Raw genomic sequence first — 26,612 nt, forward strand, 5'->3', positions numbered from 1 at the left:
TCACAGTATCATATTCAGGCGGATTTTAGGGTATCACTCTTTAAAATCGTTTGCTTCCAGCTCATGGCGCGACAGCAGCTTATAAAACTCGGTGCGGTTACGTCCGGCCATGCGCGCCGCATGGGTCACGTTACCTTTGGTGATCTGCAGTAATTTACGCAGATAGTTGAGCTCAAACTGATTGCGGGCCTCGACGAAGGTCGGCAGAGCGGTATTTTCCCCCTCCAGAGCCTGGTCCACCAGCGCATCGCCGATCACCGGCGAGGAGGTGAGCGCCACGCACTGCTCAATCACGTTCACCAGCTGGCGCACGTTACCGGGCCAGCTGGCGGTCATCAGCCGCTTCATGGCATCGGTGGAGAAAGCCCGCACAAACGGCTTATGCCGCTCGGCGGACTGGCGCAGCAGCTGCGTCGCCAGCAGCGGAATATCTTCCGCCCGCTCCGCCAGCGCCGGGATCTTCAGGTTGACGACGTTGAGGCGATAGAACAGGTCTTCACGAAACTCGTTGCGCGCCATCGCCTTGGGCAGATCCCGGTGGGTGGCGGAGATAATACGCACGTTGATGTCGATATCGCGGTTGCTGCCGAGCGGCCTGACCTTGCGCTCCTGCAGCACGCGCAGCAGTTTGACCTGCAGCGGTGCCGGCATATCGCCAATTTCATCGAGGAACAGCGTACCGCCTTCTGCGGCCTGGAAGAGCCCTTCCCGGCTGCTGACCGCGCCGGTAAAGGCCCCGCGCGCGTGCCCAAACAGCTCCGACTCCAGCAGTTGCTCGGGCAGCGCCCCGCAGTTGATGGCGATAAAGGCGTTTTTGCCGCGCGGGCTGGCGTTGTGGATCGCCTGGGCGAGGATCTCTTTCCCGGTGCCGCTCTGGCCGTTAATCAGCACGCTGACGTCGGACTGCGCCACCATCCGCGCCTGCTCCAGCAGCCGCAGCATGATCGGACTGCGGGTGACAATCGTCTCCCGCCACGTCTCATCGCCTGGCGGCGCGGCGTGCTCCAGGGCATCGTCGATCGCTTTATAGAGCGCGTCTTTGTCCACCGGCTTGGTGAGGAAGCTAAAGACCCCCTGCTGGGTGGCCGCCACGGCATCCGGGATTGAGCCGTGGGCAGTGAGGATAATCACCGGCATACCGGGTTGCAGCTTCTGGATCTCGGTAAACAGCTGCATGCCGTCCATCTCATCCATCCGCAAATCGCTGATGACCAGATCGACCTTCTCGCGCCCCAGCACCTTCAGCCCTTCCTGACCGCTTTCGGCAGTCACCACGCTGTAGCCCTCGCTTACCAGACGCATGCCCAGCAGCTTCAGCAAGCCGGGGTCGTCATCCACCAGCAAAAGATGCGCAGGTTTTCGGCTTGTCATGGCTTTCCGTCCTCTTGTTTCGGGGTATCCGCCGCGTCGCCGTCAGCGGGCGGCATCGCACTCTTTGGCGCATCCGGCAGATAGTTGCTGACCGGCTTACGGGTGGAGAGTTGCCGTTCAATATCGGTCAGGTTTTCCAGCTTCCGGGTAGTGGTGTCCAGCTGCGAGCGTAAATATTGCTGCTGCTGGCGCAGGTTATCCAGCTCACCGTCGGTCGTCTGCTGTAACTTGCCGTAGCGTGAACGCTCCTCCGCCAGCTGCAGCTGCAGCACCTGCCCGTGTCGCCATAGCTGATAGAGCGGGCGCACCTGGGCGGGGATCTGCGGGCTCAGCGCATCCAGCCGGGTGGTCAATACCCGCCGCTCCACCGGGTTAATTTTGGCATTTGCCAGCAGGAGCCCGCGTTTAAAGCTCTCCTGCCAGGTGTCATCGCTCCAGGTCCGCGCCTCTGCACGCGCGGCGGCGGGTGAGAGGCGATCCGCACAGTCCATGCCGCGTAGCCAGTAGAGCGGATTGCTGTCGGTTTCCTGACCATGCAGCTGCCAGATATTATTGCAGTCGGTAGAAAGGAAGTCCGCCAGCTGATGTTCAGGCAATTTTTCATCCTGCTTGTCGCTGATGGCTGGCGTCGGCGCGTGGGTGACGCATCCGGCCAGCAGCAGGCAGGGAAGGCTCAGGCGGATAAAGTGGCCGGAAAATACCGCGTTAATGGCGCGGGAAAAGACGTGTGACATACTCACCAGACTTAGATTCATTTCAGTGATTTTTCCGACTCAAGCGGCAGTTCGATGCGAAAACAGACATCGGTACGGTCGTCAGTGACAAGATTAAGCTCTCCCTGCATACGACGAATGCAGTCGCGGGCGATGCTCAGCCCCAGACCGCTTCCCTTAACCGCCCCTTTGCGTTGTTGGCTCCCCTGGAAAAAGGGTTCGAAGATCATCGTTTTTTCATCGTCGGGGATCGGGTTTCCGGTGTTGGCGACATCGATACAGACACGCGAGCCGTGCGTAAAACTGCGAATATAAATGGTACCGGATTCAATGCCATAGTGCACCGCGTTGGAATAAAGATTATCCAGCACGCTCATCAGCAGCATAGGTTCGGCTAAACAGGCGGGCGTCGAAAGCGCCAGTTCAGTATGCATCATTTTAGCCCGCGCAGGCAGGCTGTGGGCGGATAGCACCATATCCACCAGCGGTGCAAGCTCCACCCGCTCCAGCTCGGGTATCCCGTCGGCCAGTTTGCGGTTGTAGTCGAGCAGTTGCTCAATCAGCTTTTGCAGATTACGGCTGCTGGCATCGAGGATCTCAACAATTTCCCCTTGCTCAGGCGTCAGCGGCCCGGCGACCTCATCGGCCAGCAGCTCGGTCCCCTCGCGCATGCTGGCGAGCGGGGTTTTCAGTTCATGGGAGATGTGGCGTAAAAACTGATGACGCTGGGATTCGAGCCACGCCAGCCGTTCGGAGAGCCAGATGATGCGTTGTCCGACCGAGCGCAACTCGCGCGGGCCGGTAAAGACCACGGTATTGCCCAGCGAGCGCCCCTCCCCCAGCCGGTTGATCATCCGCTCAATGCCCTTGACCGGGCCGATGATCATGCGGGTGAAGAGCAGGACCAGCACCAGGCTAACCAGAAACAGCACCAGCGCCTGCCAGCCAAAGAACTGGCCGCGCTCGGCAATCTCCTGCTGGAGCTGCTGCCCGCGGGAGAAGATCACCGCCCGGGTCGCCTGGACCATTTCGGTATTGGCGTTGGCGAAGGCCTCCAGCCGGAGGGCGGACATCGCATCGGGGCCGCTGTTGAGGCACTGCAACTGCGCCAGCGCATTGATATCCTGACGCAACGCCTGATACAGCTTGTCGTCCGGCAACACCCCTGCATGGGCATCAAGCATTTCGCTGTAGCGCTTACGCTGATTTTGATACACGTTTGCCAGCGTCCTGTCGTCGAGCACGCAATACTGCCGGTAGCTGCGCTCCATCTCCAGCGCGGCATTGGTCATCGCCTCGCTGCGGCGGGCATCAATCAGGGTGGTACGGTTGGTGAGCGCCGCCTGGGCGCTGAGGGCGTTCAGGCTCTGCCATGCCTGCCATGCCAGGACCAGCAAAGGCAGCAGGATCAGCAGGAATGCCATCATGACTAACTGTCGCAAGGAGCGAGGGAAAACAGACCAGCGTTTCAACGCATTACTCTTTTTTGCGAGGGGGTAAGAGGATGCTAGCTGGACAGCCCTTCAGATACAACACAGCCGGGTTAAAAACCCGGCTTTGTTATGGAATGAGGCGGTGCCTAACTCGACGTTTCGCCCCGGGCCTGATAAAGCAAAGCTATGATCAGCAGTTGGACGGCAGGCACCTTTTTGTGCGTCATTCGAAGTTTATGTAGCGCTTCCCGAAGGGGCTGACATAAGAGGGTGAATGAGCCACTGGCTACTATTATGCAACAGATGTGCCATAATGCAAATAAAAATATTAAATTGTTAATTTATATATAATTTTATAAGGATCAGCAGTAGTTGCGGGCGGGATGATTTTCAGGCTATCTGTCGCCGATCAGCAACACCCTTACAGGGTTGTTAGGGACTCTATTAATATCAATAAGTTAAATGTCGCCAATTGACGACATCAATATATGAGTATTGTCGCAGATTTGCGACACCGGGGAATTGCCGGGCGGCACTGCGTTTGCCCGGCCTACAAAACCTCACTCGGCTTTGTAGGCCCGGTAAGCGAAGCGCCACCGGGCACAACAACGATCTCTTAACCCAACTGCTTACGCGCGTTGCGGAAGATACGCATCCACGGGCTGTCCTCGCCCCAGTTCTCCGGGTGCCAGGAGTTGCTGACGGTACGGAATACGCGCTCAGGGTGCGGCATCATCACCGTAACGCGACCGCTTTCGCTGGTCACTGCGGTGATGCCATTGGCTGAACCGTTCGGGTTCGCCGGGTAGGTTTGCGTGACTTTACCGAAGTTATCGACAAAGCGCAGCGCCACCAGACCTTTGCTCTCCAGCTCCGCCAGATGCGCGGCGTTACGTACTTCCACCTGCCCTTCACCGTGAGATACCGCGATTGGCATTTGGGAACCCACCATGCCCTGCAGCAGCAGAGAAGGGCTCTGGGTCACTTCCACCAGGCTGAAACGCGCTTCGAAGCGATCGGACTGGTTACGCACAAAGCGCGGCCAGGCTTCACTGCCCGGGATCAGCTCGCGCAGGTTCGACATCATCTGGCAGCCGTTGCAGACGCCCAGGGCCAGAGTCTGCGGACGGTGGAAGAAGGTTTCGAACTCGTCGCGAACGCGGTCGTTAAAGAGGATGGATTTCGCCCAGCCCTCACCCGCACCCAACACGTCACCGTAAGAGAAGCCGCCGCACGCCACCAGCGCCTGGAAATCGGCCAGACCGGTACGGCCTGCCAGCAGGTCGCTCATATGCACGTCGATGGCATCGAAGCCCGCACGGTGGAAGGCGGCCGCCATCTCCACGTGGGAGTTCACGCCCTGCTCGCGCAGAACCGCGACTTTCGGACGGGCACCCTTCGCGATATACGGCGCGGCAATGTCTTCATTGATGTCGAACGACAGCTTCACGTTCAGGCCCGGATCCTGGTCGTTAGCTTTCGCCTCGTGCTCCTGATCGGCACACGCCGGGTTGTCGCGCAGACGCTGCATCTGCCAGGTGGTTTCTGCCCACCACATGCGCAGCGTAGAGCGGCTTTCGGCAAAGACGGTCTGACCGTTGGCCTCGATAACAAAGCGATCCCCGGTCACCGCTTTACCCAGGTAGTGTACGCAGTCGCCCAGACCGTGCTGGGCCAGCAGCGCTTCCACCGCTTCGCGATCGGCCGCACGTACCTGAATCACAGCACCCAGCTCTTCGTTGAACAGCGCCGCCAGACGATCGTCGCCCAGGCTGGCAATGTTGGCTTCCACGCCGCAGTGGCCGGTGAAGGCCATCTCGGCCAGGGTAACCAGCAGGCCGCCGTCGGAACGGTCGTGGTAGGCCAGCAGTTTACGTTGGGCTACCAGCGCCTGAATGGCGTCGTAGAACCCTTTCAGCTGCGCCACGTCGCGCACGTCAGCAGCCTTGTCACCCAGCTGGCGGTAAACCTGTGCCAGCGCGGTGGCACCCAGCGCGTTATGACCTTTACCCAGGTCAATCAGCAGCAGGGCGTTGTCTTCGGTGGAAAGCTGCGGGGTGATGGTGTGACGCACATCTTCCACGCGAGCGAAGGCGGTGATCACCAGCGACAGCGGCGAGGTCATCTCACGCTGCTCGCTGCCTTCCTGCCAGCGGGTTTTCATCGACATGGAGTCTTTGCCCACCGGAATGGTCAGGCCCAGCGCCGGGCAGAGTTCTTCCCCCACCGCTTTCACCGCTTCATACAGCCCGGCGTCTTCGCCCGGGTGACCGGCTGCGGCCATCCAGTTGGCGGAGAGCTTGATGCGTTTGATATCGCCAATCTGGGTGGCGGCGATGTTGGTCAGCGCTTCACCCACCGCCAGGCGGGCAGAGGCCGCGAAGTCCAGCAGCGCAACCGGGGAACGTTCGCCCAAGGCCATCGCTTCACCGTAGTAGCTGTCGAGGCTGGCGGTGGTTACCGCGCAGTTCGCCACCGGCACCTGCCACGGACCTACCATCTGATCGCGGGCAACCATGCCGGTCACGGTGCGGTCGCCGATGGTGACGAGGAAAGTTTTTTCCGCCACGGCCGGCAGATGCAGAACGCGGTTAACCGCCTCGGCAACGGTCACACCCTGCAGGTCGAGGGCTTTGCCGCTGGCTTTACGGGTCTGTACGTCGCGGGTCATCTTCGGCGTTTTGCCCAGCAGCACGTCCAGCGGCAGATCGATCGGCTGGTTGTCAAAGTGGGTATCGCTTAAGGAGAGATGCATCTCTTCGGTGGCTTCACCGATCACCGCGTACGGCGCACGTTCGCGGCGGCACAGCTCATCGAACAGCGGCAGCTGATCCGGAGCAACGGCCAGCACGTAGCGCTCCTGGGATTCGTTACACCAGATCTCCAGCGGGCTCATGCCTGGCTCATCGCTCAGGATATCGCGCAGGTTGAAGCGGCCGCCGCGGTTGCCATCGCTCACCAGCTCCGGCATGGCGTTGGAGAGACCGCCCGCGCCCACGTCGTGAATAAAGAGAATTGGGTTGGCATCGCCCAGCTGCCAGCAGCGGTCGATCACCTCCTGGCAACGACGTTCCATCTCCGGGTTGTCGCGCTGTACGGAGGCAAAATCGAGATCCGCATCAGACTGACCGGAGGCCATCGACGAAGCCGCCCCGCCGCCCAGGCCGATGTTCATCGCCGGGCCACCCAGAACGATCAGCTTAGCACCGACGACGATCTCGCCTTTTTGCACGTGATCGGCGCGGATGTTGCCGATCCCGCCCGCCAGCATGATCGGTTTGTGGTAGCCGCGCAGCTCTTCGCCGTTGTGGCTGTCCACTTTCTCCTCGTAGGTACGGAAATAACCGTTCAGGGCCGGACGACCAAATTCGTTGTTAAATGCCGCGCCGCCCAGCGGGCCGTCGGTCATGATGTCCAGGGCGGTAACAATGCGCTCCGGCTTACCGAAGTCCTCTTCCCACGGCTGTTCAAAGCCCGGGATACGCAGGTTGGAGACGGAGAAGCCCACCAGCCCCGCTTTTGGTTTAGCCCCGCGTCCAGTGGCACCTTCGTCACGGATTTCGCCGCCGGAGCCGGTTGCGGCACCCGGCCATGGCGAGATCGCCGTCGGGTGGTTATGCGTTTCGACTTTCATCAGGATATGCACAGGCTCCTGGTGGAAGTCATAGCGCCCTGCTTCGCGATCGGCGAAGAAGCGGCCCACCTCGGAACCTTCCATTACCGCGGCGTTGTCTTTGTATGCAGACAGCACGTGGTCAGGGGTTTTCTCCATGGTGTTTTTGATCATTTTGAACAGCGACTTCGGCTGCTGCTCGCCGTCGATAACCCAGTCGGCGTTGAAGATCTTATGGCGGCAGTGTTCGGAGTTGGCCTGCGCGAACATATAAAGTTCGATGTCGTTCGGGTTGCGGTTCAGCTTAACGAACGCGTCCTGCAGGTAGTCGATTTCATCTTCGGCAAGCGCCAGGCCCAGACGCAGGTTGGCGTCAATCAGCGCCTGACGGCCCTCACCCAGCAGGCCCACGCTCTGGACTGGCGCAGGCTGATGGTGGGAGAAGAGCTGCTGTGCGTCATCCAGAGAGGCAAACACGCTCTCCATCATGCGGTCGTGCAGTTCGCTTGCCACAACGGCCCACTGGGCGTCGGTCAGAGTGGAGGCTTCAACGTAATACGCCACGCCGCGCTCCAGACGATCAATCTGGCTCAGACCACAGTTGCGGGCGATGTCGGTTGCTTTAGAAGACCAGGGGGAGATGGTGCCCGGACGAGGCGTAACCAGCAGAAGTTTACCGTTCGGGGTATGGCTGCTCAGGCTTGGGCCGTACTTCAGCAGGCGCTCAAGCCGGACTAAATCCTCTGCCGTTAAGGGAGCATTCAGGTCAGCAAAATGGACATACTCAGCGTAAATATTGCTTACCGGAAGGTCGGCCGCCTGAAAACGTGCCAGCAGTTTGTTGATACGGAAGGCAGACAGTGCAGGCGAACCACGCAGAATTTCCATCATAAGTCTCTCGTCTTCGAAGCGCCGGAGGCGCTTACAGTGTGCGCAAGGGGGGAAAACGGGCGCCATTATAGTGGATCCTGCGCGCCGACGAAACCGTTTGCGTCGTAATAAAATCGACGTTGTCATTTAGCAGGAGATGTTGCAGCTCCCGCTAATAAGTTGCCAAGTGGCGTTACTTTGCGCAAAATGCCGCGAAATCTTTGGTAATACTTGTTTTTACTATGGCCCACATAAACCAGAACAATACACAGCACATAGAATCAACTTATTGAAAAAATTAAAGATTAATTATCTGTTCATCGGCATAGTGACCTTGCTGCTGGCAGCGGCCCTGTGGCCTTCAATCCCCTGGTTCAGCAAAGCCGAAAACCGCATCGCCGCTATTCAGGCGCGGGGGGAGCTGCGCGTCAGTACCTTGTCCTCACCGCTGACCTATAGCGCGATCAACAATAAAGTGATTGGCCTGGATTACGAACTGGCGCAGCACTTTGCAGACTACCTGGGCGTAAAGCTCAAAGTGACCGTACGCCAGAACATCAGTCAGCTGTTTGACGACCTGGATAATGGCGATGCCGATTTGCTGGCCGCCGGGCTGGTCTATAACAGCGAACGTAGCAAGAACTATCAGCCGGGCCCCACCTATTACTCTGTCTCACAGCAGCTGGTCTATCGCGTGGGCAGCCTGCGCCCGCGCACCCTTGCCGGTCTGACAGCAGAACAGCTCACCGTCGCACCGGGGCATGTGGTAATCGACGACCTGCGGGCGCTGAAAGAGAAGAAGTACCCTAACCTCAACTGGACGGTGGATGAGAAGCAGGGCACCACGGCGCTGCTGGAGCAGGTCACCGACGGCAAACTGCCTTACACCATCGCTGATTCGGTGGCCATTAGCCTGTTCCAGCGTGTCCACCCGGAGCTGGCGGTGGCGCTGGACGTCACTGACGAGCAGCCCGTCACCTGGTTCAGCCCCCTTGATGCCGACCAGACGCTCTCTGCCGCGATGCTCGATTTCTTCAACGGGATGAATGAGGACGGCACCCTTGCGCGACTGGAGGAGAAATACCTCGGCCACGGGGATGACTTTGACTATGTCGATACCCGCAGCTTCCTGCGCGCCGTGGATAACGTGCTGCCGGATCTGAAGCCGCTGTTTGAGAAATATGCGCAGGAGATTGACTGGCGTCTGCTGGCCGCTATCTCGTATCAGGAGTCGCACTGGGACGCACAGGCTACCTCACCAACCGGCGTGCGCGGCCTGATGATGCTGACCAAAAACACCGCCCAGAGCCTGGGCCTGACCGACCGCACCGATGCCGAGCAGAGCATCAGCGGTGGCGCACGTTATCTGCAGGATATGATGGCTAAGGTGCCGGAGACGGTGCCGGAAGAGGAACGGATCTGGTTTGCGCTGGCGGCCTACAACATGGGATACGCCCATATGATTGATGCCCGCGCCCTGACGGCAAAAACCAAAGGCAATCCCGACAGCTGGTCTGACGTCAAACAGCGCCTGCCGCTGCTGAGTCAGAAGCCGTATTACAGCAAGTTAACCTATGGCTATGCGCGCGGCCACGAGGCGTACGCCTACGTGGAGAATATCCGCAAATACCAGATAAGCCTGGTGGGGTATCTGATGGAGAAAGAGAGAGAGGCGCAGGCGGCACAGCAGCTGGCGCAAAGTTATCCGGTAGTATCGCCGGATGAGCTTACTCGCCCGATAACTTCAATTCTGCCTTTTGTCTCTTTTTCTGCTGACGCCGCATTCGAAAGAACTCACTTAGTATCTCCGAACACGCTGGTGCCAGCACCCCTCCCAACACATTGACCTGATGGTTCATGCCGGGATGTCTGAGCACGTCCAGCAGCGAACCTGCCGCCCCGGTTTTTTCATCCCGCGCACCAAACACCACCGTGCCGATCCGGCTGTGGATCATGGCACCGGAGCACATGACGCAGGGTTCGAGGGTAACGTAGAGCGTGGTGTCCAGCAGGCGGTAGTTTTGCAGTACCAGTCCGCCCTGGCGCAGGGCCATGATTTCGGCATGGGCAGTCGGGTCGTGACGCCCAATCGGGCGGTTCCAGCCTTCGCCAATCACCTGGTTATTGTGGACCAGCACGGCGCCCACCGGGACTTCACCCTCTTCCCAGGCGCGTTTGGCAAGCTGGAGCGCATGGCGCATCCAGTATTCATGATTGAGTTCAAGGTCGGACAACGCAGCATACTCCAGTCTGAAAAGCGGGCGCATTATACACACCCGCTATGCATAATCACAAAATCATTCCAGTTGCTGAAGTTCACCAAGGGGCGTGACGCGCCAGCGGTGCTGGCAGAAGTAAAGGAGGGGGTTGTCCTGCTTGCTGTCGCTGTAGCCGCTGTAGAGCCGCAGCGGGGTGCCGATTTTTTTCTCCAGCTGCACCACCTTCTCGTGGCCGAGGCAGCGCATGGTCAGCACCCAGCCACCGTACGCGCGCCCCATCTGAGTGGCAATCAGGTTGACGCGCGGCAGCCAGGGGGTATCGAAATAGACCTGCTCGACCAGCGGCTGCGGCGAGCCGGTGATCAGCCAGATGTCAGCATCGTTGGCGTTGAGGTAGTTGGTGAGCCGCTCCTGCACCACCGGGAAGGCGGTGACATGCCCGCGAAACCAGGTGACAAACTCTTTCTCCAGCTGTTTGAGCCGCGCTTCGCTGTGACCGAAGGTGCAGCCCCACAGCAGCAGGCTCATCGGCCAGCGGGCGGCGCGGCCTTTAATCAGCAACGCGCCGCCGATGATGGGAAGCAGGGGTAACACGAGCAGGGCATTCAGGGGCTGTCGGCGCAGCAAATAGCGCATAAAGGTGCCGAACATATCCTGCTGATGCAGCGTTCCGTCCAGATCGAAAAAGACTACGCGACGCTCGTGATTGACCAAACCTTACTCCTCTGGATCGTTGAACCCTAACAGCCAGGTAAACAGGAACCCGGCGATCACCGCTACCAGATAGCCTAACAGATAGAGCATGACTTTTCCGGTCACGATGGTTAATGCCAGCGGTAATCCGGAAATACCAAAGGTGATAACGGTTGCCACTTTCCAGTAACTGATGAGCGCCCCGCCGACCGCGCCGCCAAGACAGGCGCCGATAAACGGCTTGCCCAGCGGCAGGGTGACGCCGAAGATCAGCGGTTCACCGATCCCCAGCAGCCCGACCGGCAGCGCCCCTTTGATGACCTTTTTCAGGCGTTCATTACGGGTTTTCATCAGCACCGCAATCGCCGCGCCGATCTGTCCGACACCGGCCATCGCCAGAATAGGCAACAGCGCGTTGTAACCATGGGCCTGCACCAGCTCAACGTGGATCGGCACCAGGCCCTGATGTAAGCCGGTCAATACCAGCGGCAGGAAGGTGCCCGAGAGAACCCCGCCTACCAGGAATCCTCCGCGATCGATAGCCCAGGAGGCACCGTGGGCGATGGATTCGGAGATCACGCCCCCCAGCGGCTGCAGGGCGATAATCGCCACGCTGCCGGTGATTAAGGTGGTCAGCAGCGGATTGAAGATCAGCTCCAGCGAGCCCGGCAGGATATTGCGCAGCCGTTTCTCGATCCAGCACATCAACACCACCACCAGCAGCACGGCGATCACCCCGCCCCGCCCCGGCTGCAGCGCTTCACCAAACAGGGTGATCTGCGCCAGCTGTGGGCTGGAGAGGATCCCCGCCATCACCCCGCCCATTGCCAGCGAGCCGCCGAACACTTTGGCGGTGTTAACCCCCACCAGAATGTTCATGATGGCAAAGACCGCGCTGCCGAAAATGCCGAGGATCCCCAGCAGATTGGGATAGTGGGTCGCGAAGTCACCGACAATGTCCGGGCGTTTCAGGATATTGATGATCCCGGTGATCAGCCCCGAGGCAATAAAGGCCGGGATCAGCGGAATAAAGACGTTGGCCAGCTGGCGCAATGCGTCGCTCATCGGGGCTTTGTATTTGGCCTTCACCTGGGCTTTGGTGCGCTCGGCGTCATCCATCACCGCCCCGCCCATCAGCGAACGCATGGTATCCACCACCTGCGCAGCCTTGCCGGGGCCGACGATCAGCTGATGCTGCTCCCCCTGCTTCACATAGCCGCTGACCCCGGGCAGTTTTTTCAGCCGCGCCAGATCGAGCTTGTCATCATCCTGAACTTCCACCCGCACCCGCGTCATGCAGTTTTCCAGACGCCGGATATTGTTCTCCCCGCCAATACCCGCAAGGATATCGCTGGCGAGGGCTGCTGTTTTTTCCATGTACGCCTCTTTTAGTTCTCTAATGCCGCACGTAAGAATCCCTGATGCGCGTCGAGTCTGGCGCGCGCCGCCGCGGCATCCAGCCCGCTTAAGATCATCAGAATGGCCGGTTTGACGTCATATCCGGTCTGTTTCAAGACCTCTTCCGCCTCTTCCCGCGTGGTACCGGTGGCTTCCACCACCATGCGGCAGGCCCGGTCGATAAGCTTCACGTTGGTGGCTTTCATGTCCACCATCAGGTTCTGGTAGACCTTGCCAAACTTCACCATCGCGCCAGTGGAGATCATGTTCAGCACCAGCTTTTGCGCAGTGCCGGATTTCAGACGAGTGGAGCCGGTCAGCGCCTCCGGGCCGACAACCGGCGAGATGGCGATGGTGGCAACCTGGGCAATGGGTGAGCCCGGATTACAGGAGATCGCCACGGTGGTGCAGCCGGTCTGGTTCGCATACTCGAGGCCGCCAATCACGTACGGCGTGCGTCCGGAGGCCGCCAGCCCGACCACCAGATCCTGCGCGGTCAGGTTGAGGGCTTTGAGATCCTCTTCACCGAGCTCCTTACTGTCCTCTGCCCCTTCCACCGCCTTCAGCAGCGCCCCCGGCCCCCCGGCAATCAGGCCGATGACAAGGCCATGCGGCACGCCAAAGGTCGGCGGACATTCTGAGGCGTCCAGTACCCCAAGACGCCCGCTGGTGCCCGCCCCCATGTAGATGATGCGCCCGCCCGCCTTCAGCGCGTCGGCTGCCGCATCCACGGCTTTTGCCACCTCGGGCAATGTCTCTTTCACTGCCTGCGCGACCAGCGTATCCTGTTGGTTAAAGCGATTAACCAGGTCAAGCGTGGAGAGCGCGTCGAGATCCAGGGTTTGTGGATTGCGGGATTCTGATACCAGTGAGCCGAGATTCATTTTTTTGTGCCTCAAGAATTTTTAATTCATAATAGTCGCATTATAATGGAATATAAAATTCATTCAGGCGAGCAGAATTCGCATTTGCTGCAGTCATCACATTTCGCCAGGAGTCCTTATGAACTGTTTAATTCGAATCCGCCAGCGCTACGCCGGCTTTGCCCAGAGCGATAAAAAACTGGCGGACTTTTTACTCACCCAACCCGATCGTGCCCGCCATCTCAGCTCCCAGCAGCTGGCAAGCGAGGCGGGCGTGAGCCAGTCCAGCGTGGTTAAGTTCGCGCAAAAAATTGGTTTTAAAGGCTTTCCGGCGCTAAAACTGGCGCTGAGCGAAGCCCTGGCCAGCAACCCGAATCCGCAATCCATGCCGGTGCACAACCAGATCCGCGGCGACGATCCGATGCGTCTGGTGGGGGAAAAGCTGATCAAGGAGAACGTCGCAGCGATGCACGCCACGCTGGACGTCAACAGCGAAGAGAAACTGCTGGAAAGCGTTGCCATGCTGCACGCGGCACGGCGGGTGATCCTCACCGGGATCGGAGCTTCAGGCCTGGTGGCACGTAACTTTGGCTGGAAGCTGAACAAGATCGGCCTGATCGCCATTGTCGAACAGGATATGCACGCCCTGCTGGCTACCGTGCAGGCGATGGCACCTGACGATCTGCTGCTGGCTATCTCCTATACCGGCGAGCGCCGGGAGATTAACCTGGCCGCCGATGAAGCCCTGCGCGTGGGCGGGAAAATTCTGGCTATCACTGGCTTTACCCCCAATGCCCTGCAACAGCGGGCCACCCGCTGTCTGTACACCATTGCCGAAGAGCAGGCCACCCGCAGCGCGGCCATCTCCTCCACCAGCGCGCAGATGATGCTGACCGACCTGCTGTTTATGGCGCTGGTTCAGCAGGATCTGGAGCGGGCTCCGGAACGCATCCGCCACAGTGAGGCGCTGGTAAAAAAACTGGTTTGAGCAGGGAATGACCGAGCGTATAATGCCCGCCCTGTTTGTGTTGTTTCTGAGAATTTCCTGATGGCGCTGTTAATCACCAAAAAATGCATCAATTGCGATATGTGCGAACCTGAATGCCCGAACCAGGCGATTTCGATGGGGGACAGCATTTATGAGATTAACAGCGACCGCTGCACCGAATGCATTGGCCATTACGAGACGCCAACCTGCCAGAAGGTGTGCCCGATCCCCAATACCATCCTGAAGGATCCGGCACATTCAGAATCCGAAGAGCAGCTGTGGGACAAGTTTGTCCTGATGCACCACGCGGATAAGATTTAACTTTCGATAATCACCGTGGCGCAGGCGTAATGACGTTCATCGGCCAGCGTCACGTGTATATGCGCCACGCCCAGCTTTTCCGCCAGCTTTAACGCCTCGCCCCATAGCCTGAGGCGCGGTTTGCCCAGCTCATCGTTAAACACTTCGAACTGATTAAAGGCCAGACCGTTGCGGATCCCGGTGCCGAAGGCTTTCGCCGCAGCCTCCTTCACCGCAAAACGTTTGGCAAGAAAACGCACCGGCTGCTGGTGCGTCTCCCAGATGGCCCATTCGTTATCGCTGAGCACCCGGCGGGCAAGGCGATCGCCGCTACGGGCAATCACCGCTTCGATACGGTCAATCTCGACGATATCCGTGCCTAAGCCGAGGATGGCCATTACTTGCGGGCTTCCTGCATCAGCCGCTTCATCTCTGCCACCGCCTCTTTCAGGCCGCTCATCACCGCGCGACCGATAATCGCATGGCCGATGTTCAGCTCATGCATCTCCGGGATGGCGGCAATGGCTTTAACGTTATGGTAGGTCAGGCCGTGGCCGGCATTAACCTTGAGACCCAGACCTGCCGCATAGGTGGCCGCTTTGGCGATGCGATCCAGCTCTTTCGCCCGGGTGGCATCGTCTTCAGCATCGGCATAGCAGCCGGTGTGGATCTCGATGTACGGCGCGCCCACGTCGGCTGCGGCTTTGATCTGCGCTTCATCGGCATCGATAAACAGCGACACCAGGATCCCGGCGTCCGCCAGGCGTTTGCAGGCGTCACGCATCTTATCCAGCTGACCGGCCACGTCCAGCCCACCCTCGGTGGTCACTTCCTGACGCTTTTCCGGTACCAGACAGCAGAAGTGCGGTTTGGTCTCAACGGCGATCGCCAGCATCTCTTCGGTGACGGCCATCTCCAGATTCATGCGGGTGTCCAGGGTCTGACGCAGGACACGAACGTCACGATCGGTGATATGACGGCGATCTTCGCGCAAATGCACGGTAATGCCATCGGCCCCCGCCTGCTCGGCGATGAATGCCGCCTGAACCGGATCAGGATATGCCGTACCGCGCGCGTTGCGCAGGGTAGCAATGTGGTCGATGTTGATGCCTAACAGTAATTCAGCCATGACAATCCTCGGATTTCTTTTGTTCTGTGGTCTAACGTTTCGGCATAAACTGCCGGAATAATTCGCGGCTCTTTAGGGGCTTGCCACCAAGATAAGGCTTGAGCGCAATGCGGGTAAAGCGTTTTGCCGCCCGCAGGGTGCTGACGTCGGGAAACTCACGTTCCGCCAGCGCCCGCAGATCCCGCCCGGTGAAGGTGCTGTTGTCGATGACAATGCTGGCGATAAAGCCCTTCTCTTCGCGATAGCGGTAGGTCATGGAGTCTTCGACGGGCTCGCCGCTGCCCGCACAGTGCAGAAAATCGACGCCGTATCCCAGATGCCCGAGCAACGCCAGCTCAAAGCGACGCAGCGCCGGTTCCGGCGAGCCGGTTGCGCCTGCCAGCGCCTGGAGACAGTGCAGATAGTCGAAAAAGAGTTCAGAGAAGCGGGTCTCATGTTCAAGAACGCGCGTGATGAGCTCGTTCACATACAGACCGCTGTACAGCGTAATACCAGAGAGGGGGAGCGCCAGAGAGACGGCTTCGGCATTGCGCAGGGTTTTTACTTCCCCACGTCCGCTAAAGCGCACCAGCAGCGGTGTGAAGGGTTGCAGAGCGCCCTTCAGGTTAGAACGTTTGGAACGTGCGCCTTTGGCAACAAGGCGCACGCGGCCTGACTCTTCCGTGAAGACGTCCAGCATCAGGCTGGTTTCGCTCCACGGACGGCTGTGAAGGACAAAGGCTCTTTGCCATCCATCCACGTTTTAGTGACTTATACGTCGTCGCCGTAACCAAGACTGCGCAGCGCGCGTTCGTCATCGGCCCAGCCAGATTTCACTTTCACCCACAGTTCCAGGTGAACCGGAGCTTCAAACATCTCCTGCATGTCCTTACGGGCTTCAATACCGATGGTTTTGATTTTGGCGCCTTTATTGCCAATCACCATCTTCTTCTGCCCTTCGCGCTCAACGAGGATCAGCCCGTTGATGTCATATCCGCCGCGCTCGTTGGTCTGGAAACGCTCGATTTCCACGGTCACGGAGTACGGCAGTTCAGCGCCGAGGAAACGCATCAGCTTCTCACGGATGATTTCAGACGCCATAAAGCGCTGAGAACGGTCAGTGATGTAATCTTCCGGGAAGTGATGAATCGCTTCCGGCAGATGCTTACGCACGATGCCCGCGATGGTATCCACGTTCAGACCGGTCTCGGCAGAGAGCGGGACGATATCGAGGAAGTTCATCTGGCTACCCAGCCACTGCAGATGCGGCAGCAGATCGGCTTTTTCCTGCACGTTATCAACTTTGTTGACCGCGAGGATCACCGGCACTTTGCCGTCGCGCAGCTTGTTCAGCACCATCTCGTCGTCGGCAGTCCAGCGGGTGCCTTCGACAACGAAAATCACCAGCTCAACGTCACCGATAGAGCTGCTCGCCGCCTTGTTCATCAGGCGGTTAATGGCGCGTTTCTCTTCCATATGCAGACCCGGGGTATCGACATAAATAGCCTGATACGCCCCTTCGGTATGGATACCGACGATGCGGTGACGAGTGGTCTGCGCCTTACGGGAGGTGATGGAAATCTTCTGACCCAGCAGATTATTCAGCAGGGTCGATTTGCCAACGTTCGGACGTCCGACGATGGCAATAAAACCGCAGTAACTCTTTTCTTCGCTCATTCCAGCTCCAGCATTTTTAACGCCTGTTCGGCGGCAGCCTGTTCCGCCTTGCGACGGCTTGAACCTGTGCCAACCACCGGTTCACTCAGGCCACTGACCTGGCAATGGATGGTAAATTCCTGATCGTGTGCTTCGCCACGAACCTGTACCACCAGATAGGATGGCAGCGGCAGATGGCGACCCTGCAGGTACTCCTGCAAACGGGTTTTTGGATCTTTCTGTTTATCACCCGGGCTGATTTCATCCAGACGCGACTGATACCAGTTCAGGATCAGCTGCTCAACCGTCTGGATATCGCTGTCGAGGAAAACGCCACCGATTAACGCTTCGACGGTATCCGCGAGAATAGATTCACGACGGAAGCCGCCGCTTTTCAGTTCCCCAGGCCCGAGTCGCAGGCACTCACCCAGTTCAAATTCACGGGCAATTTCGGCAAGCGTATTGCCACGTACCAGCGTTGCGCGCATGCGGCTCATATCACCTTCGTCCACGCGCGGGAAACGGTGATAAAGCGCATTCGCAATAACAAAACTTAAAATGGAGTCGCCCAGAAATTCGAGTCGCTCATTGTGTTTGCTGCTGGCACTGCGATGGGTTAATGCCTGTTGCAACAACTCCTGATGCTGAAAAGTGTAGCCCAGCTTCCGTTGAAGCCGATTAATTACGATGGGGTTCATGCGATACCAATAGAATAAATGCGTCAAAAATGCAGCACACGAAACCGTCCTGAGAAAGCCAACGCGGTTTCGTGTGCCGTGGCACTGAATCAGCGCCAACCTTAAACTTCGGGGGAATATTCTATACGCAACGACAGGGGTTGTCGTTAGTCAGAAGAGATTTATCCCTTAAATAATTCACGTAGCCTCTGATTAAAGAGACTACGTGCTCATTTATCAGGAATTAATGGATGCCGCCAATACGATTTAACCGTACGCCGGTCGGCCACTCGCCTTCCTGTTTCTCAAAGCTCATCCAGATAGTGGTCGCTTTGCCAACCAGATTCGCTTCCGGCACAAAGCCCCAGTAACGGCTGTCCGCGCTGTTGTCGCGGTTATCACCCATCATGAAGTAGTGTCCCGGCGGCACAATCCAGGTTGCCAACTGCTGCCCCTGCTGCTGATAGTACATCCCCAGTTGATCCTGAGCGATGGAGACGGTCAGGATACGGTGCGTAACATCCCCCAGCGTCTCTTTGCGCTCGTTCAGACGAATACCGTTCTCTTTGGTCTCGCCTTTCGGCAGCTGGAAGAATCCGCTGGTGGCTTCGCCGCCGTTACGACGGGCAAAGGTCTGCACAAAGTCGCTTGGCTCAACGCCGGAATAGGTTACCGCCAGCGCACTTCCGCAGGCCGTACCGGAACTGCATCCAGGCTGAACCGTCACCTCTTTGGAGACCGGGTTATAGGTTACCTTATCGCCCGGTACGCCAACGGTGCGTTTGATGTAATCCAGACGCGGATCGTCCGGATATTTAAACACCACGATATCGCCACGTTTTGGATGACCGGTTTCGATCAGCGTTTTCTGGTAGATCGGATCTTTAATGCCGTAAGCAAACTTCTCCACCAGAATAAAATCACCGATCAGCAGCGTTGGCATCATCGAACCGGATGGGATCTGGAAAGGTTCATAGATAAACGAACGCACCACCAGCACAATCGCCAGCACCGGAAAGACCGAAGCGCCCGTTTCCAGCCAGCCCGGCTTCGGGCTGACTTTTTTCAGGGTTTTCGCATCCAACTGGTCGCCCGTGGCAGCCTGTGCGGCGGCCTGACGTTCGTGACGTTTCGGGGCAAAGATAAACTTATCCAGACACCACAACAGCCCCGTCACCAGGGTGGCAATCACCAGGATCAGGGCAAACATGTTCGCCATGCCAACTCCTTATAGGATTATTTTCCGTCTTTACCCACGTGCAGAATGGCGAGGAACGCTTCCTGCGGCAGCTCGACGTTACCGACCTGCTTCATACGCTTCTTACCTTCTTTCTGCTTCTGGAGCAGCTTTTTCTTACGGCTGACGTCGCCGCCATAGCATTTTGCCAGAACGTTTTTACGCAACTGTTTCACCGTCGAACGGGCGATGATGTGGTTGCCAATGGCCGCCTGAATCGCAATATCGAACTGCTGGCGAGGGATGAGCTCTTTCATCTTCTCGACCAGTTCGCGACCGCGATACGGAGCATTGTCGTTGTGGGTGATCAGCGCCAGCGCATCGACGCGCTCGCTGTTGATCAGCACGTCCACACGAACCATGTTGGAGGCCTGGAAGCGTTTGAAGTTGTAGTCCAGCGACGCATAGCCGCGGGAGGTTGACTTCAGGCGGTCGAAGAAGTCGAGCACCACTTCCGCCATCGGGATTTCATAAGTCAGCGCAACCTGGTTACCGTGATAAACCATGTTGGTCTGCACGCCGCGTTTTTCGATGCACAGCGTGATGACGTTACCCAGGAACTCCTGCGGCAGCAGCATGTGACACTCTGCAATCGGCTCACGCAGCTCATGAATATTGTTCAGCGGCGGGAGCTTGGACGGGCTGTCGACGTAGATAACCTCTTTCGAGGTGGTCTCAACTTCGTAAACTACCGTCGGTGCAGTGGTGATCAGATCCAGATCGTATTCACGCTCCAGACGCTCCTGAATGATCTCCATGTGCAGCAGGCCGAGGAAGCCACAGCGGAAGCCGAAGCCCAGCGCAGTTGAGCTTTCTGGCTCATAGAACAGGGAAGCATCGTTGAGGCTCAGCTTGCCGAGCGCGTCACGGAAGTTCTCGTAATCATCGGAGCTGACCGGGAACAGACCCGCGTAAACCTGCGGTTTCACCTTTTTGAAGCCTGGCAGCGCTTTATCTGCCGGGTTACGTGCCTGGGTCAGAGTATCGCCAACCGGCGCGCCGAGGATGTCTTTGATGGCACAAACCAGCCAGCCTACTTCGCCGCATTTCAGCTCGGTACGGTCAACCTGTTTTGGCGTGAAGATCCCCAGACGGTCGGCGTTATAGACCTGTCCGGTGCTCATCACTTTAATCTTGTCGCCTTTACGCATGGTGCCGTTTTTAATACGCACCAGCGAGACAACGCCGAGATAGTTATCGAACCAGGAGTCGATGATCAGCGCCTGCAGCGGCGCATCAGCGTCACCTTCCGGGGCCGGAATGTCACGCACCAGACGTTCCAGCACGTCGGTTACACCTACGCCGGTTTTGGCGGAGCAGCGCACTGCGTCCGTCGCGTCGATACCGACGATATCTTCAATCTCTTCCGCTACGCGCTCAGGATCGGCGGCTGGCAGGTCGATTTTGTTCAGTACCGGCACCACTTCGAGATCCATTTCCATCGCGGTATAGCAGTTGGCCAGCGTCTGGGCTTCTACACCCTGCCCGGCATCAACCACCAGCAGCGCGCCTTCACAGGCGGCCAGCGAACGGGAAACTTCATAGGAGAAGTCTACGTGGCCTGGGGTGTCGATAAAGTTAAGTTGGTAGGTTTCACCATCAGACGCTTTATAGTCGAGCGTCACGCTCTGCGCTTTAATAGTGATACCGCGTTCGCGTTCCAGGTCCATGGAGTCCAGAACCTGGGCTGCCATTTCACGATCAGACAGGCCACCGCAAATCTGGATAATACGGTCAGACAGCGTCGACTTACCGTGGTCAATGTGAGCAATGATCGAAAAGTTACGTATGTTCTTCATATAGTTAAATAATTATGCCTTACGAATTCCTGGAGGCCGCTGTTCTTAGCCTGACGTTTTTCAGTGCGAAAACGCAGCATTCTACACTACATCTCCTTAACCGGGAAATGCTCTTCCAGCAAGCTTAGCGTGAAGATTCAGCGTTTTCTTTTATGAGATGTAAATAAAGCAAAGCCCGGTGACATCACCGGGCTTCAGAAGAGAGCATTTCAACGCGAAGCTCATCGGGGGGCAACCCGACGCTGAGAATAACGGGCTGCCACTCCTCGCGAACGGCAAGCCTCGATGAAAAGCCGCGGGCCAGTAAAAAGCCACCCACGCCACCCAGGGCTGCGCCGCACATCGCGGCCAGATCGGTGCCGAACAGCACCTGGAATACACCGCCCAGAGCAAACAGCCCCACCAGCGGGGAGAGATAGACCAGCATCGCCGAGCCCAACAAGCTCCCTTCAGCGATCCCTAACTCGACTTTTTGTCCTGTCACCAGCGGCTCTGCACTGGGGACGCTGATGGTATGCGACGTCTGCGGCCCGAGTTTGTTAAGCACCCGGCTTCCGCAACCGGCGCGGGAGGCGCAGCTGTTACAGGACGCTTTTACGTCACAGCTAACCAGCGCAACGCCCTCCTGCCATGAAACGACAGTTGCCCACTCTTTGATCATTGTCCGGCCCTGAATTTAATGCTGTCTGCGATGCGTTTAGCCGTTTGCGGCGGCAGTTCGCCCACGACGGTGATCTCGGCGCTATCACGCACGGTGGTACTCACGGTCCGGCGTCCGGTACGCAGCATCTGATCGGCGCTCACCGGCGTTGCACGGTTGATGTTAACCGAGAAGCTAAACAAACCGTCGGAATAAAGTCGGGATTCGACCGGGGTATCAATCGTCGGTAGCTGGCGGCGGCTGCTGGAGACTTCGCTGAAGCCCTGCGGGATCCAGTTTGGCGCCCAGTTGAAGCTGACAGGATCGCCCGCCGGTACAGAGAGCAGCGGCGGCAGGTTAGCTTTTGCCAGATTCTGCATGCTGTTGCCGACCTGATCGTCAATGGTAAAGGAGATCACCCGGAACTGTTCCAGCGTCTCGCCATCACGATCGAGCAGATCGACCCGCATAGGCAGCTTGGTCTCCGCATCCATCCAGACGATATAGCTGTAACGCGTCCCGTCTCTTGCGACCACGCGCAGCACTTCACAGAGCCGGTCGGCGATGCGGGTACGCCCTACGGAGATAAAGTCATAGTAAGGCGCAAGCCGTTTGAAGTCGGTATAGATGAGCGAAGGCAGCGAATCAACGATGTAATCGCCGTTCAGCGTAAAGGGTTCAAGACCCGGCTCAAAGTAGCTGATTTCATTGCCACGCTGCACGACTTCGCGGCGCGGACCATCCATCTGCAAAAGCTGGGCAAGCGGCTGTTTATCAAGACGGGCATGGCGATAGCGTAACGACTCTACACCCTGCTTATTGATACTGATAAAAGCCAGCTCGTAGTTGAGTGACTGGCTGGCCTGGTTCATTTGCTGTAACAACGCCCCGGACGATACATCAGCCGAGGCGTTGACAGTGAACAACAGGCTACCCGCCATCAGAGACATGGCGCACCAAAGTTGCTTCATTACTGCGATTGCGTTCCTAAAGTTTGGTTTCCGGGCACTTGCACAGCAGCCTGCTGGGTTTGCGCCTGCTCAAACTGAAGCTGTTCGGAATGCAGACGACGCTGCAATTCGTAGTCCTGCAACATCGCATTGATACGACGGCGTTGCTCTTGTACCTGCTGCTGCTGACCGGCGCCTGCCGATGCATCAGAAGGAATACCCAGGCTTACCGGGCTGGCTTTGCCCATCATCGGCAGCGTATTGAACACTGGCGCTTCTGGTTGCTGGTTGACTTCAGATTGGGTGTTATAGTGCTGGACGCCAACAATAACTGCAAGCGATACGCAAGCAGCGACGCCCATTTGCGTCAGTTGACTCGCCCAGGGACGCACTTTTTTCCAGAAAGGCATCTTCTGCCACAGGTGCGGCGCCGGTTGGGCTTCAGGAATCAGCGGAGTGGCCTGAGAAACAGGTTCATTCTCGATGGCAGCCATTACGCGAGATGAGATATCAAAATGGAGGAGCTCGCCGGTATCGCCGCGCAAGGTATCGCGGATGAGATGATAACTCTCCCAGGTTTTTTGCATCTCGGGAGAGCGAGAGAGCTCGTTGAGCATCTCACTGTCCAGCGTTTCACCATCCATTAAAGCGGAAAGTTGTTCTTTCTGCATGCCTAATACCTTTTCCAGTATCCCGCTATCGTCAACGCCTGATTAGCGGTTGAACTTTATTATCAATAGCTTCTCGCGCACGAAAAATTCGTGAGCGAACCGTACCGACCGGGCAATCCATGATAGCGGCTATCTCTTCATAGCTCAGGCCATCTAACTCCCGTAACGTAATTGCCATGCGTAAATCTTCCGGGAGCGACTCGATGGTGCGAAAAACTATTTGTCTCAGTTCTTCTGACAACATTAAGTTCTCAGGGTTCGAAATTTCTTTTAACGCACCGCCGCTTTCAAAATTTTCGGCGTCGATTGCGTCAACATCGCTTGAAGGCGGACGACGCCCCTGAGCGACGAGGTAGTTCTTGGCAGTATTGACAGCAATACGATACAGCCAGGTATAAAAAGCACTATCTCCCCGGAAAGATTCCAGCGCGCGATAGGCCTTGATAAAAGACTCCTGCACCACATCAGGAACATCCCCTGACGGTACATAGCGGGACACCAGACTCGCCACTTTATGCTGGTAGCGCACCACCAGTAAGTTAAAGGCTTTCTGATCTCCCTTCTGGACCCGTTCAACCAGAATCTGGTCCGTTAACTGCTCGCTCATCCGAGGTAATGTCTCCCCAAACCTAAAATCCACGCGTTATCGAAACGCCACTCCAAACACTGCACTGTGAGCAAGCAGTTGCTTTGAGGGTCTTTTTTTCAAAAAGTTCCGTCACGCCTTTGTTTTTGTTAATCGCGTCGCAGACTGTTCATTTTCTATCATTATAAGTCTGATACTGAAACGCACCCAGTTTCTGATAAGAATTGGCATTTTACCGCTTGCAGGGTACCGCAAGACGGGCTTTATTTCACCACAAAATCTGAAGCTAACGACCTGCTTCGCAAAATATTTTCGCCCTTTTTATGTTTCTTCTCCGCCACGCCGGCTGTTTAGTCATTGCAACAAGCCGCAAAAAAAACGTGCGATTCATCGCATTCGGGTGCTATGCTGGCCAAACACTGTTTAGTAAATTAAACACACATCATGAACGCAATTTCTGAACTCTCCTGTGACGTACTGATTATCGGTAGCGGTGCCGCCGGCCTTTCACTGGCGCTGCGACTCGCCCCACACCAGAAAGTGATTGTCCTCAGCAAAGGTCCCATCAGCGAAGGCTCAACCTTCTATGCACAGGGCGGGATTGCCGCTGTGTTTGATGAAACGGACAGTATCGACTCGCATGTAGAAGATACCCTGATTGCCGGTGGCGGTATCGTGGATAAACACGCCGCGGAGTTTGTCGCCAGTAATGCTCGCCACTGCGTACAGTGGCTTATCGATCAGGGTGTGTTGTTTGATACGCATGTGCAGGCCAACGGTGAAGAGAGCTATCACCTGACGCGGGAAGGCGGGCATAGTCATCGCCGCATCCTGCACGCTGCGGATGCCACCGGTAAAGAGGTGGAAACGACGCTGGTCAGCCAGGCGTTGAACCATCCGAATATCCAGGTGCTGGAACGCAGCAATGCGGTGGACCTGATCATTTCCGACAAGATTGGCCTGCCTGGCACGCGCCGCGTTGTGGGTGCCTGGGTCTGGAACCGGAATAAAGAGACGGTTGAAACCTGCCGGGCCAAATCCGTGGTGCTGGCAACAGGCGGTGCCTCCAAGGTGTATCAGTACACCACCAACCCGGATATCTCCTCAGGCGACGGGATTGCCATGGCCTGGCGTGCGGGCTGTCGCGTGGCCAACCTGGAATTTAACCAGTTCCACCCCACCGCCCTGTTCCATCCTCAGGCGCGCAATTTTTTACTGACCGAAGCCCTGCGCGGTGAAGGTGCACACCTGAAACGCCCGGACGGCACGCGCTTTATGCCGGACTTCGACGAGCGCGGCGAACTGGCTCCGCGCGATGTCGTGGCCCGCGCTATCGATCATGAAATGAAGCGCCTGGGCGTGGACTGCATGTATCTGGATATCAGCCACAAACCGGCAGAATTTGTGCGCCAGCACTTCCCGACCATCTATGAAAAACTGTTGGGGCTAGGCATCGATATCACTAAAGAGCCGATGCCTGTAGTGCCCGCAGCGCACTATACCTGCGGCGGGGTGATGGTGGACGATCATGGCCGGACCGATGTCGACGGCCTGTATGCCATCGGAGAGGTGAGCTATACCGGCCTGCATGGCGCCAACCGTATGGCTTCGAACTCCCTGCTGGAGTGTCTGGTTTACGGCTGGTCGGCAGCGGAAGATATTACCAAACGCATGCCTTATGCCCGCCAGGCAGAAAACCTGCCTGCCTGGGATGAGAGCCGCGTGGAAAACCCGGATGAGCTGGTGGTGATCCAGCATAACTGGCACGAGCTGCGCCTCTTTATGTGGGATTACGTTGGGATTGTGCGCACCACCAAGCGGCTGGAGCGCGCCCTGCGCCGCATTACCATGCTACAGCAGGAGATTGACGAGTATTACGCCCACTTCCGCGTCTCGAACAACCTGCTGGAGTTACGTAATCTGGTTCAGGTAGCCGAGCTGATTGTGCGCTGCGCCATGATGCGTAAAGAGAGCCGCGGGCTGCACTATACGCTCGACTACCCGGAACAACTTGAGCACTCCGGGCCGTCGGTGCTCTCTCCGCTGACTCACATAAACAGATAGAACGGATGGGTCAGCGCCGTGTAATCCTCGGAATAACGCTGATCCGGCCCACGGATCACCATCCTGTCGCTGAAGCACTCCCCTTCTTTCGGCGACAGCGCCACCAGCACCCGGTGCGGAAGCCTGCCGTCCGTGTCAGCAATATCGGTGCGCAGACGTAAATACCAGCCCATCTCCAGTGCGTTATTGATAAGCGCACTGCCCGCGCTTTCCGGTAATACCACGCAGAAAAAACCCTCTTCGGTGATCAACGCTGCCGCACAGGCTAACAGTGCGCTGTGATCGAGCGAGCCGGTTGAACGTGCTTGCTCGCGCTCGGGCGTTGCGCATCCGACGCCGGGTTCATAATAGGGAGGATTGCTGACAATTAAGTCATAGCGAGCCGTTTGCTCTGGCGCCCAGGTGAGAACATCCGCACAATGGAGAGTAATACGAGAAGCCCAGGGTGATTCAGCCACGTTTTCCGCCGCCTGTTCGGCCGCCTGCGGATCCAGCTCCACCGCATCCAGGGTGACAGATTCCCCGGTACGCTGGGCCAGCATCAGGGCTAATAACCCGCTGCCGCTGCCAATGTCGAGGATACGTTTAACGCCTGCAACCGGTGCCCATGCCCCCAGTAAAATGCCATCAGTGCCGACTTTCATCGCACAGCGATCGTGAGCGACAAAGAACTGCTTAAAGGTAAAACCATCGCGGCGCAGCTGCGCTTTGAGTTGAGACATGTCAGAGCAACCTTCAAAATGAAACGGGAGTAGCATAGGTG

25 protein-coding genes are annotated in these 26,612 nt (G+C 57.6%); 4 read left to right on the forward strand and 21 right to left on the reverse strand.

What is annotated here, in order from left to right:
- Positions 1-33 precede the first annotated feature (33 nt).
- The 4 genes from glrR to purL all read right to left on the reverse strand — a co-directional run bounded on the left by glrR (position 34) and on the right by purL (position 8,021).
- Positions 34-1,371, reverse strand: coding sequence for a two-component system response regulator GlrR (gene glrR, locus ES815_RS04005; RefSeq protein ID WP_142486722.1), 1,338 nt, complete (start codon positions 1,369-1,371; stop codon positions 34-36).
- Complete coding sequence (qseG, locus tag ES815_RS04010) at positions 1,368-2,126, reverse strand: two-component system QseEF-associated lipoprotein QseG (RefSeq protein ID WP_142486723.1); 759 nt, start codon at positions 2,124-2,126, stop codon at positions 1,368-1,370. The genes glrR and qseG overlap by 4 nt, the downstream gene beginning before the upstream one ends.
- Positions 2,123-3,556: a two component system sensor histidine kinase QseE/GlrK gene (gene qseE / locus ES815_RS04015; RefSeq protein ID WP_185902381.1), complete on the reverse strand. Its 1,434-nt coding sequence runs from the start codon at positions 3,554-3,556 to the stop codon at positions 2,123-2,125. Before qseE ends, qseG begins: the two co-directional genes overlap by 4 nt.
- Positions 3,557-4,133: 577 nt before the next feature.
- Positions 4,134-8,021 carry a phosphoribosylformylglycinamidine synthase gene (gene purL / locus ES815_RS04020; protein ID WP_142486725.1) on the reverse strand — a complete coding sequence of 1,296 codons (3,888 nt, stop codon included), beginning with the start codon at positions 8,019-8,021 and terminating at the stop codon, positions 4,134-4,136.
- A 268-nt stretch (positions 8,022-8,289) separates the two neighbouring features.
- Here purL and mltF point away from each other — a divergent pair, with 268 nt between their 5' ends.
- Complete coding sequence (gene mltF, locus ES815_RS04025; protein WP_142486726.1) at positions 8,290-9,846, forward strand: membrane-bound lytic murein transglycosylase MltF; 1,557 nt, start codon at positions 8,290-8,292, stop codon at positions 9,844-9,846.
- Here the strand turns inward: mltF and tadA are convergent.
- From tadA to murQ, 4 genes are read right to left on the reverse strand one after another with little or no spacing between them, the layout of a single operon-like run.
- Positions 9,728-10,267, reverse strand: coding sequence for a tRNA adenosine(34) deaminase TadA (tadA, locus tag ES815_RS04030; protein ID WP_142486727.1), 540 nt, complete (start codon positions 10,265-10,267; stop codon positions 9,728-9,730). The two genes, mltF and tadA, sit on opposite strands and share 119 nt — an antisense overlap.
- A 30-nt stretch (positions 10,268-10,297) precedes the next feature.
- Positions 10,298-10,933 (reverse strand): phosphatidylglycerophosphatase C, encoded by a 636-nt coding sequence (yfhb, locus tag ES815_RS04035; protein ID WP_142486728.1) that lies wholly within the window; start codon positions 10,931-10,933, stop codon positions 10,298-10,300.
- A gap of 3 nt (positions 10,934-10,936) precedes the next feature.
- Positions 10,937-12,289 (reverse strand): PTS transporter subunit EIIC, encoded by a 1,353-nt coding sequence (locus ES815_RS04040; RefSeq protein WP_142486729.1) that lies wholly within the window; start codon positions 12,287-12,289, stop codon positions 10,937-10,939.
- A gap of 11 nt (positions 12,290-12,300) precedes the next feature.
- Complete coding sequence (murQ, locus tag ES815_RS04045; RefSeq protein ID WP_142486730.1) at positions 12,301-13,194, reverse strand: N-acetylmuramic acid 6-phosphate etherase; 894 nt, start codon at positions 13,192-13,194, stop codon at positions 12,301-12,303.
- A gap of 118 nt (positions 13,195-13,312) precedes the next feature.
- Between murQ and ES815_RS04050 the strand changes: the two genes are divergently transcribed.
- Positions 13,313-14,161, forward strand: coding sequence for a MurR/RpiR family transcriptional regulator (locus tag ES815_RS04050; RefSeq protein ID WP_142486731.1), 849 nt, complete (start codon positions 13,313-13,315; stop codon positions 14,159-14,161).
- Positions 14,162-14,221: 60 nt separating this feature from the next.
- Positions 14,222-14,482 carry a YfhL family 4Fe-4S dicluster ferredoxin gene (locus ES815_RS04055; RefSeq protein WP_106994567.1) on the forward strand — a complete coding sequence of 87 codons (261 nt, stop codon included), beginning with the start codon at positions 14,222-14,224 and terminating at the stop codon, positions 14,480-14,482.
- Here the strand turns inward: ES815_RS04055 and acpS are convergent.
- The 12 genes from acpS to rseD all read right to left on the reverse strand — a co-directional run bounded on the left by acpS (position 14,479) and on the right by rseD (position 23,871).
- Positions 14,479-14,859, reverse strand: a complete 381-nt coding sequence (acpS, locus tag ES815_RS04060) for a holo-ACP synthase (RefSeq protein WP_142486732.1) — start codon at positions 14,857-14,859, stop codon at positions 14,479-14,481. The genes ES815_RS04055 and acpS overlap by 4 nt on opposite strands.
- On the reverse strand, positions 14,859-15,590 hold the full coding sequence (pdxJ, locus tag ES815_RS04065; protein WP_142486733.1) for a pyridoxine 5'-phosphate synthase: 732 nt from the start codon (positions 15,588-15,590) through the stop codon (positions 14,859-14,861). The genes acpS and pdxJ overlap by 1 nt, the downstream gene beginning before the upstream one ends.
- A gap of 31 nt (positions 15,591-15,621) precedes the next feature.
- Positions 15,622-16,329, reverse strand: a complete 708-nt coding sequence (gene recO / locus ES815_RS04070; RefSeq protein WP_142486734.1) for a DNA repair protein RecO — start codon at positions 16,327-16,329, stop codon at positions 15,622-15,624.
- Between the two features lie 11 nt (positions 16,330-16,340).
- Positions 16,341-17,246 (reverse strand): GTPase Era, encoded by a 906-nt coding sequence (gene era / locus ES815_RS04075; RefSeq protein WP_142486735.1) that lies wholly within the window; start codon positions 17,244-17,246, stop codon positions 16,341-16,343.
- Positions 17,243-17,923 (reverse strand): ribonuclease III, encoded by a 681-nt coding sequence (rnc, locus tag ES815_RS04080; RefSeq protein ID WP_032613175.1) that lies wholly within the window; start codon positions 17,921-17,923, stop codon positions 17,243-17,245. Before rnc ends, era begins: the two co-directional genes overlap by 4 nt.
- 223 nt (positions 17,924-18,146) lie before the next feature.
- Positions 18,147-19,121, reverse strand: a complete 975-nt coding sequence (lepB, locus tag ES815_RS04085) for a signal peptidase I (RefSeq protein ID WP_142486736.1) — start codon at positions 19,119-19,121, stop codon at positions 18,147-18,149.
- Between the two features lie 17 nt (positions 19,122-19,138).
- Positions 19,139-20,938, reverse strand: a complete 1,800-nt coding sequence (gene lepA / locus ES815_RS04090; RefSeq protein WP_032613179.1) for a translation elongation factor 4 — start codon at positions 20,936-20,938, stop codon at positions 19,139-19,141.
- A 184-nt stretch (positions 20,939-21,122) separates the two neighbouring features.
- Positions 21,123-21,599, reverse strand: coding sequence for a SoxR-reducing system protein RseC (gene rseC / locus ES815_RS04095; RefSeq protein ID WP_142486737.1), 477 nt, complete (start codon positions 21,597-21,599; stop codon positions 21,123-21,125).
- Positions 21,596-22,549, reverse strand: coding sequence for a sigma-E factor regulatory protein RseB (gene rseB, locus ES815_RS04100; RefSeq protein WP_142486738.1), 954 nt, complete (start codon positions 22,547-22,549; stop codon positions 21,596-21,598). The genes rseC and rseB overlap by 4 nt, the downstream gene beginning before the upstream one ends.
- The gene (gene rseA, locus ES815_RS04105; protein ID WP_142486739.1) at positions 22,549-23,199 is read right to left on the reverse strand and encodes an anti-sigma-E factor RseA; all 651 of its coding nucleotides are present in this window, start codon (positions 23,197-23,199) and stop codon (positions 22,549-22,551) included. Before rseA ends, rseB begins: the two co-directional genes overlap by 1 nt.
- Before the next feature lie 31 nt (positions 23,200-23,230).
- The gene (gene rpoE, locus ES815_RS04110) at positions 23,231-23,806 is read right to left on the reverse strand and encodes an RNA polymerase sigma factor RpoE (protein WP_032613187.1); all 576 of its coding nucleotides are present in this window, start codon (positions 23,804-23,806) and stop codon (positions 23,231-23,233) included.
- Complete coding sequence (gene rseD / locus ES815_RS24115; RefSeq protein ID WP_231313890.1) at positions 23,803-23,871, reverse strand: rpoE leader peptide RseD; 69 nt, start codon at positions 23,869-23,871, stop codon at positions 23,803-23,805. Before rseD ends, rpoE begins: the two co-directional genes overlap by 4 nt.
- A 358-nt stretch (positions 23,872-24,229) precedes the next feature.
- Here rseD and nadB point away from each other — a divergent pair, with 358 nt between their 5' ends.
- Positions 24,230-25,849, forward strand: coding sequence for an L-aspartate oxidase (nadB, locus tag ES815_RS04125; RefSeq protein ID WP_142486741.1), 1,620 nt, complete (start codon positions 24,230-24,232; stop codon positions 25,847-25,849).
- Here nadB and trmN read toward each other — a convergent pair.
- On the reverse strand, positions 25,834-26,571 hold the full coding sequence (gene trmN / locus ES815_RS04130) for a tRNA(1)(Val) (adenine(37)-N(6))-methyltransferase TrmN (protein ID WP_142486742.1): 738 nt from the start codon (positions 26,569-26,571) through the stop codon (positions 25,834-25,836). The two genes, nadB and trmN, sit on opposite strands and share 16 nt — an antisense overlap.
- Between the last annotated feature and the right edge of the window lie 41 nt (positions 26,572-26,612).

This window comes from Leclercia adecarboxylata (assembly GCF_006874705.1).
GTDB lineage: Bacteria > Pseudomonadota > Gammaproteobacteria > Enterobacterales > Enterobacteriaceae > Enterobacter > Enterobacter adecarboxylatus_C.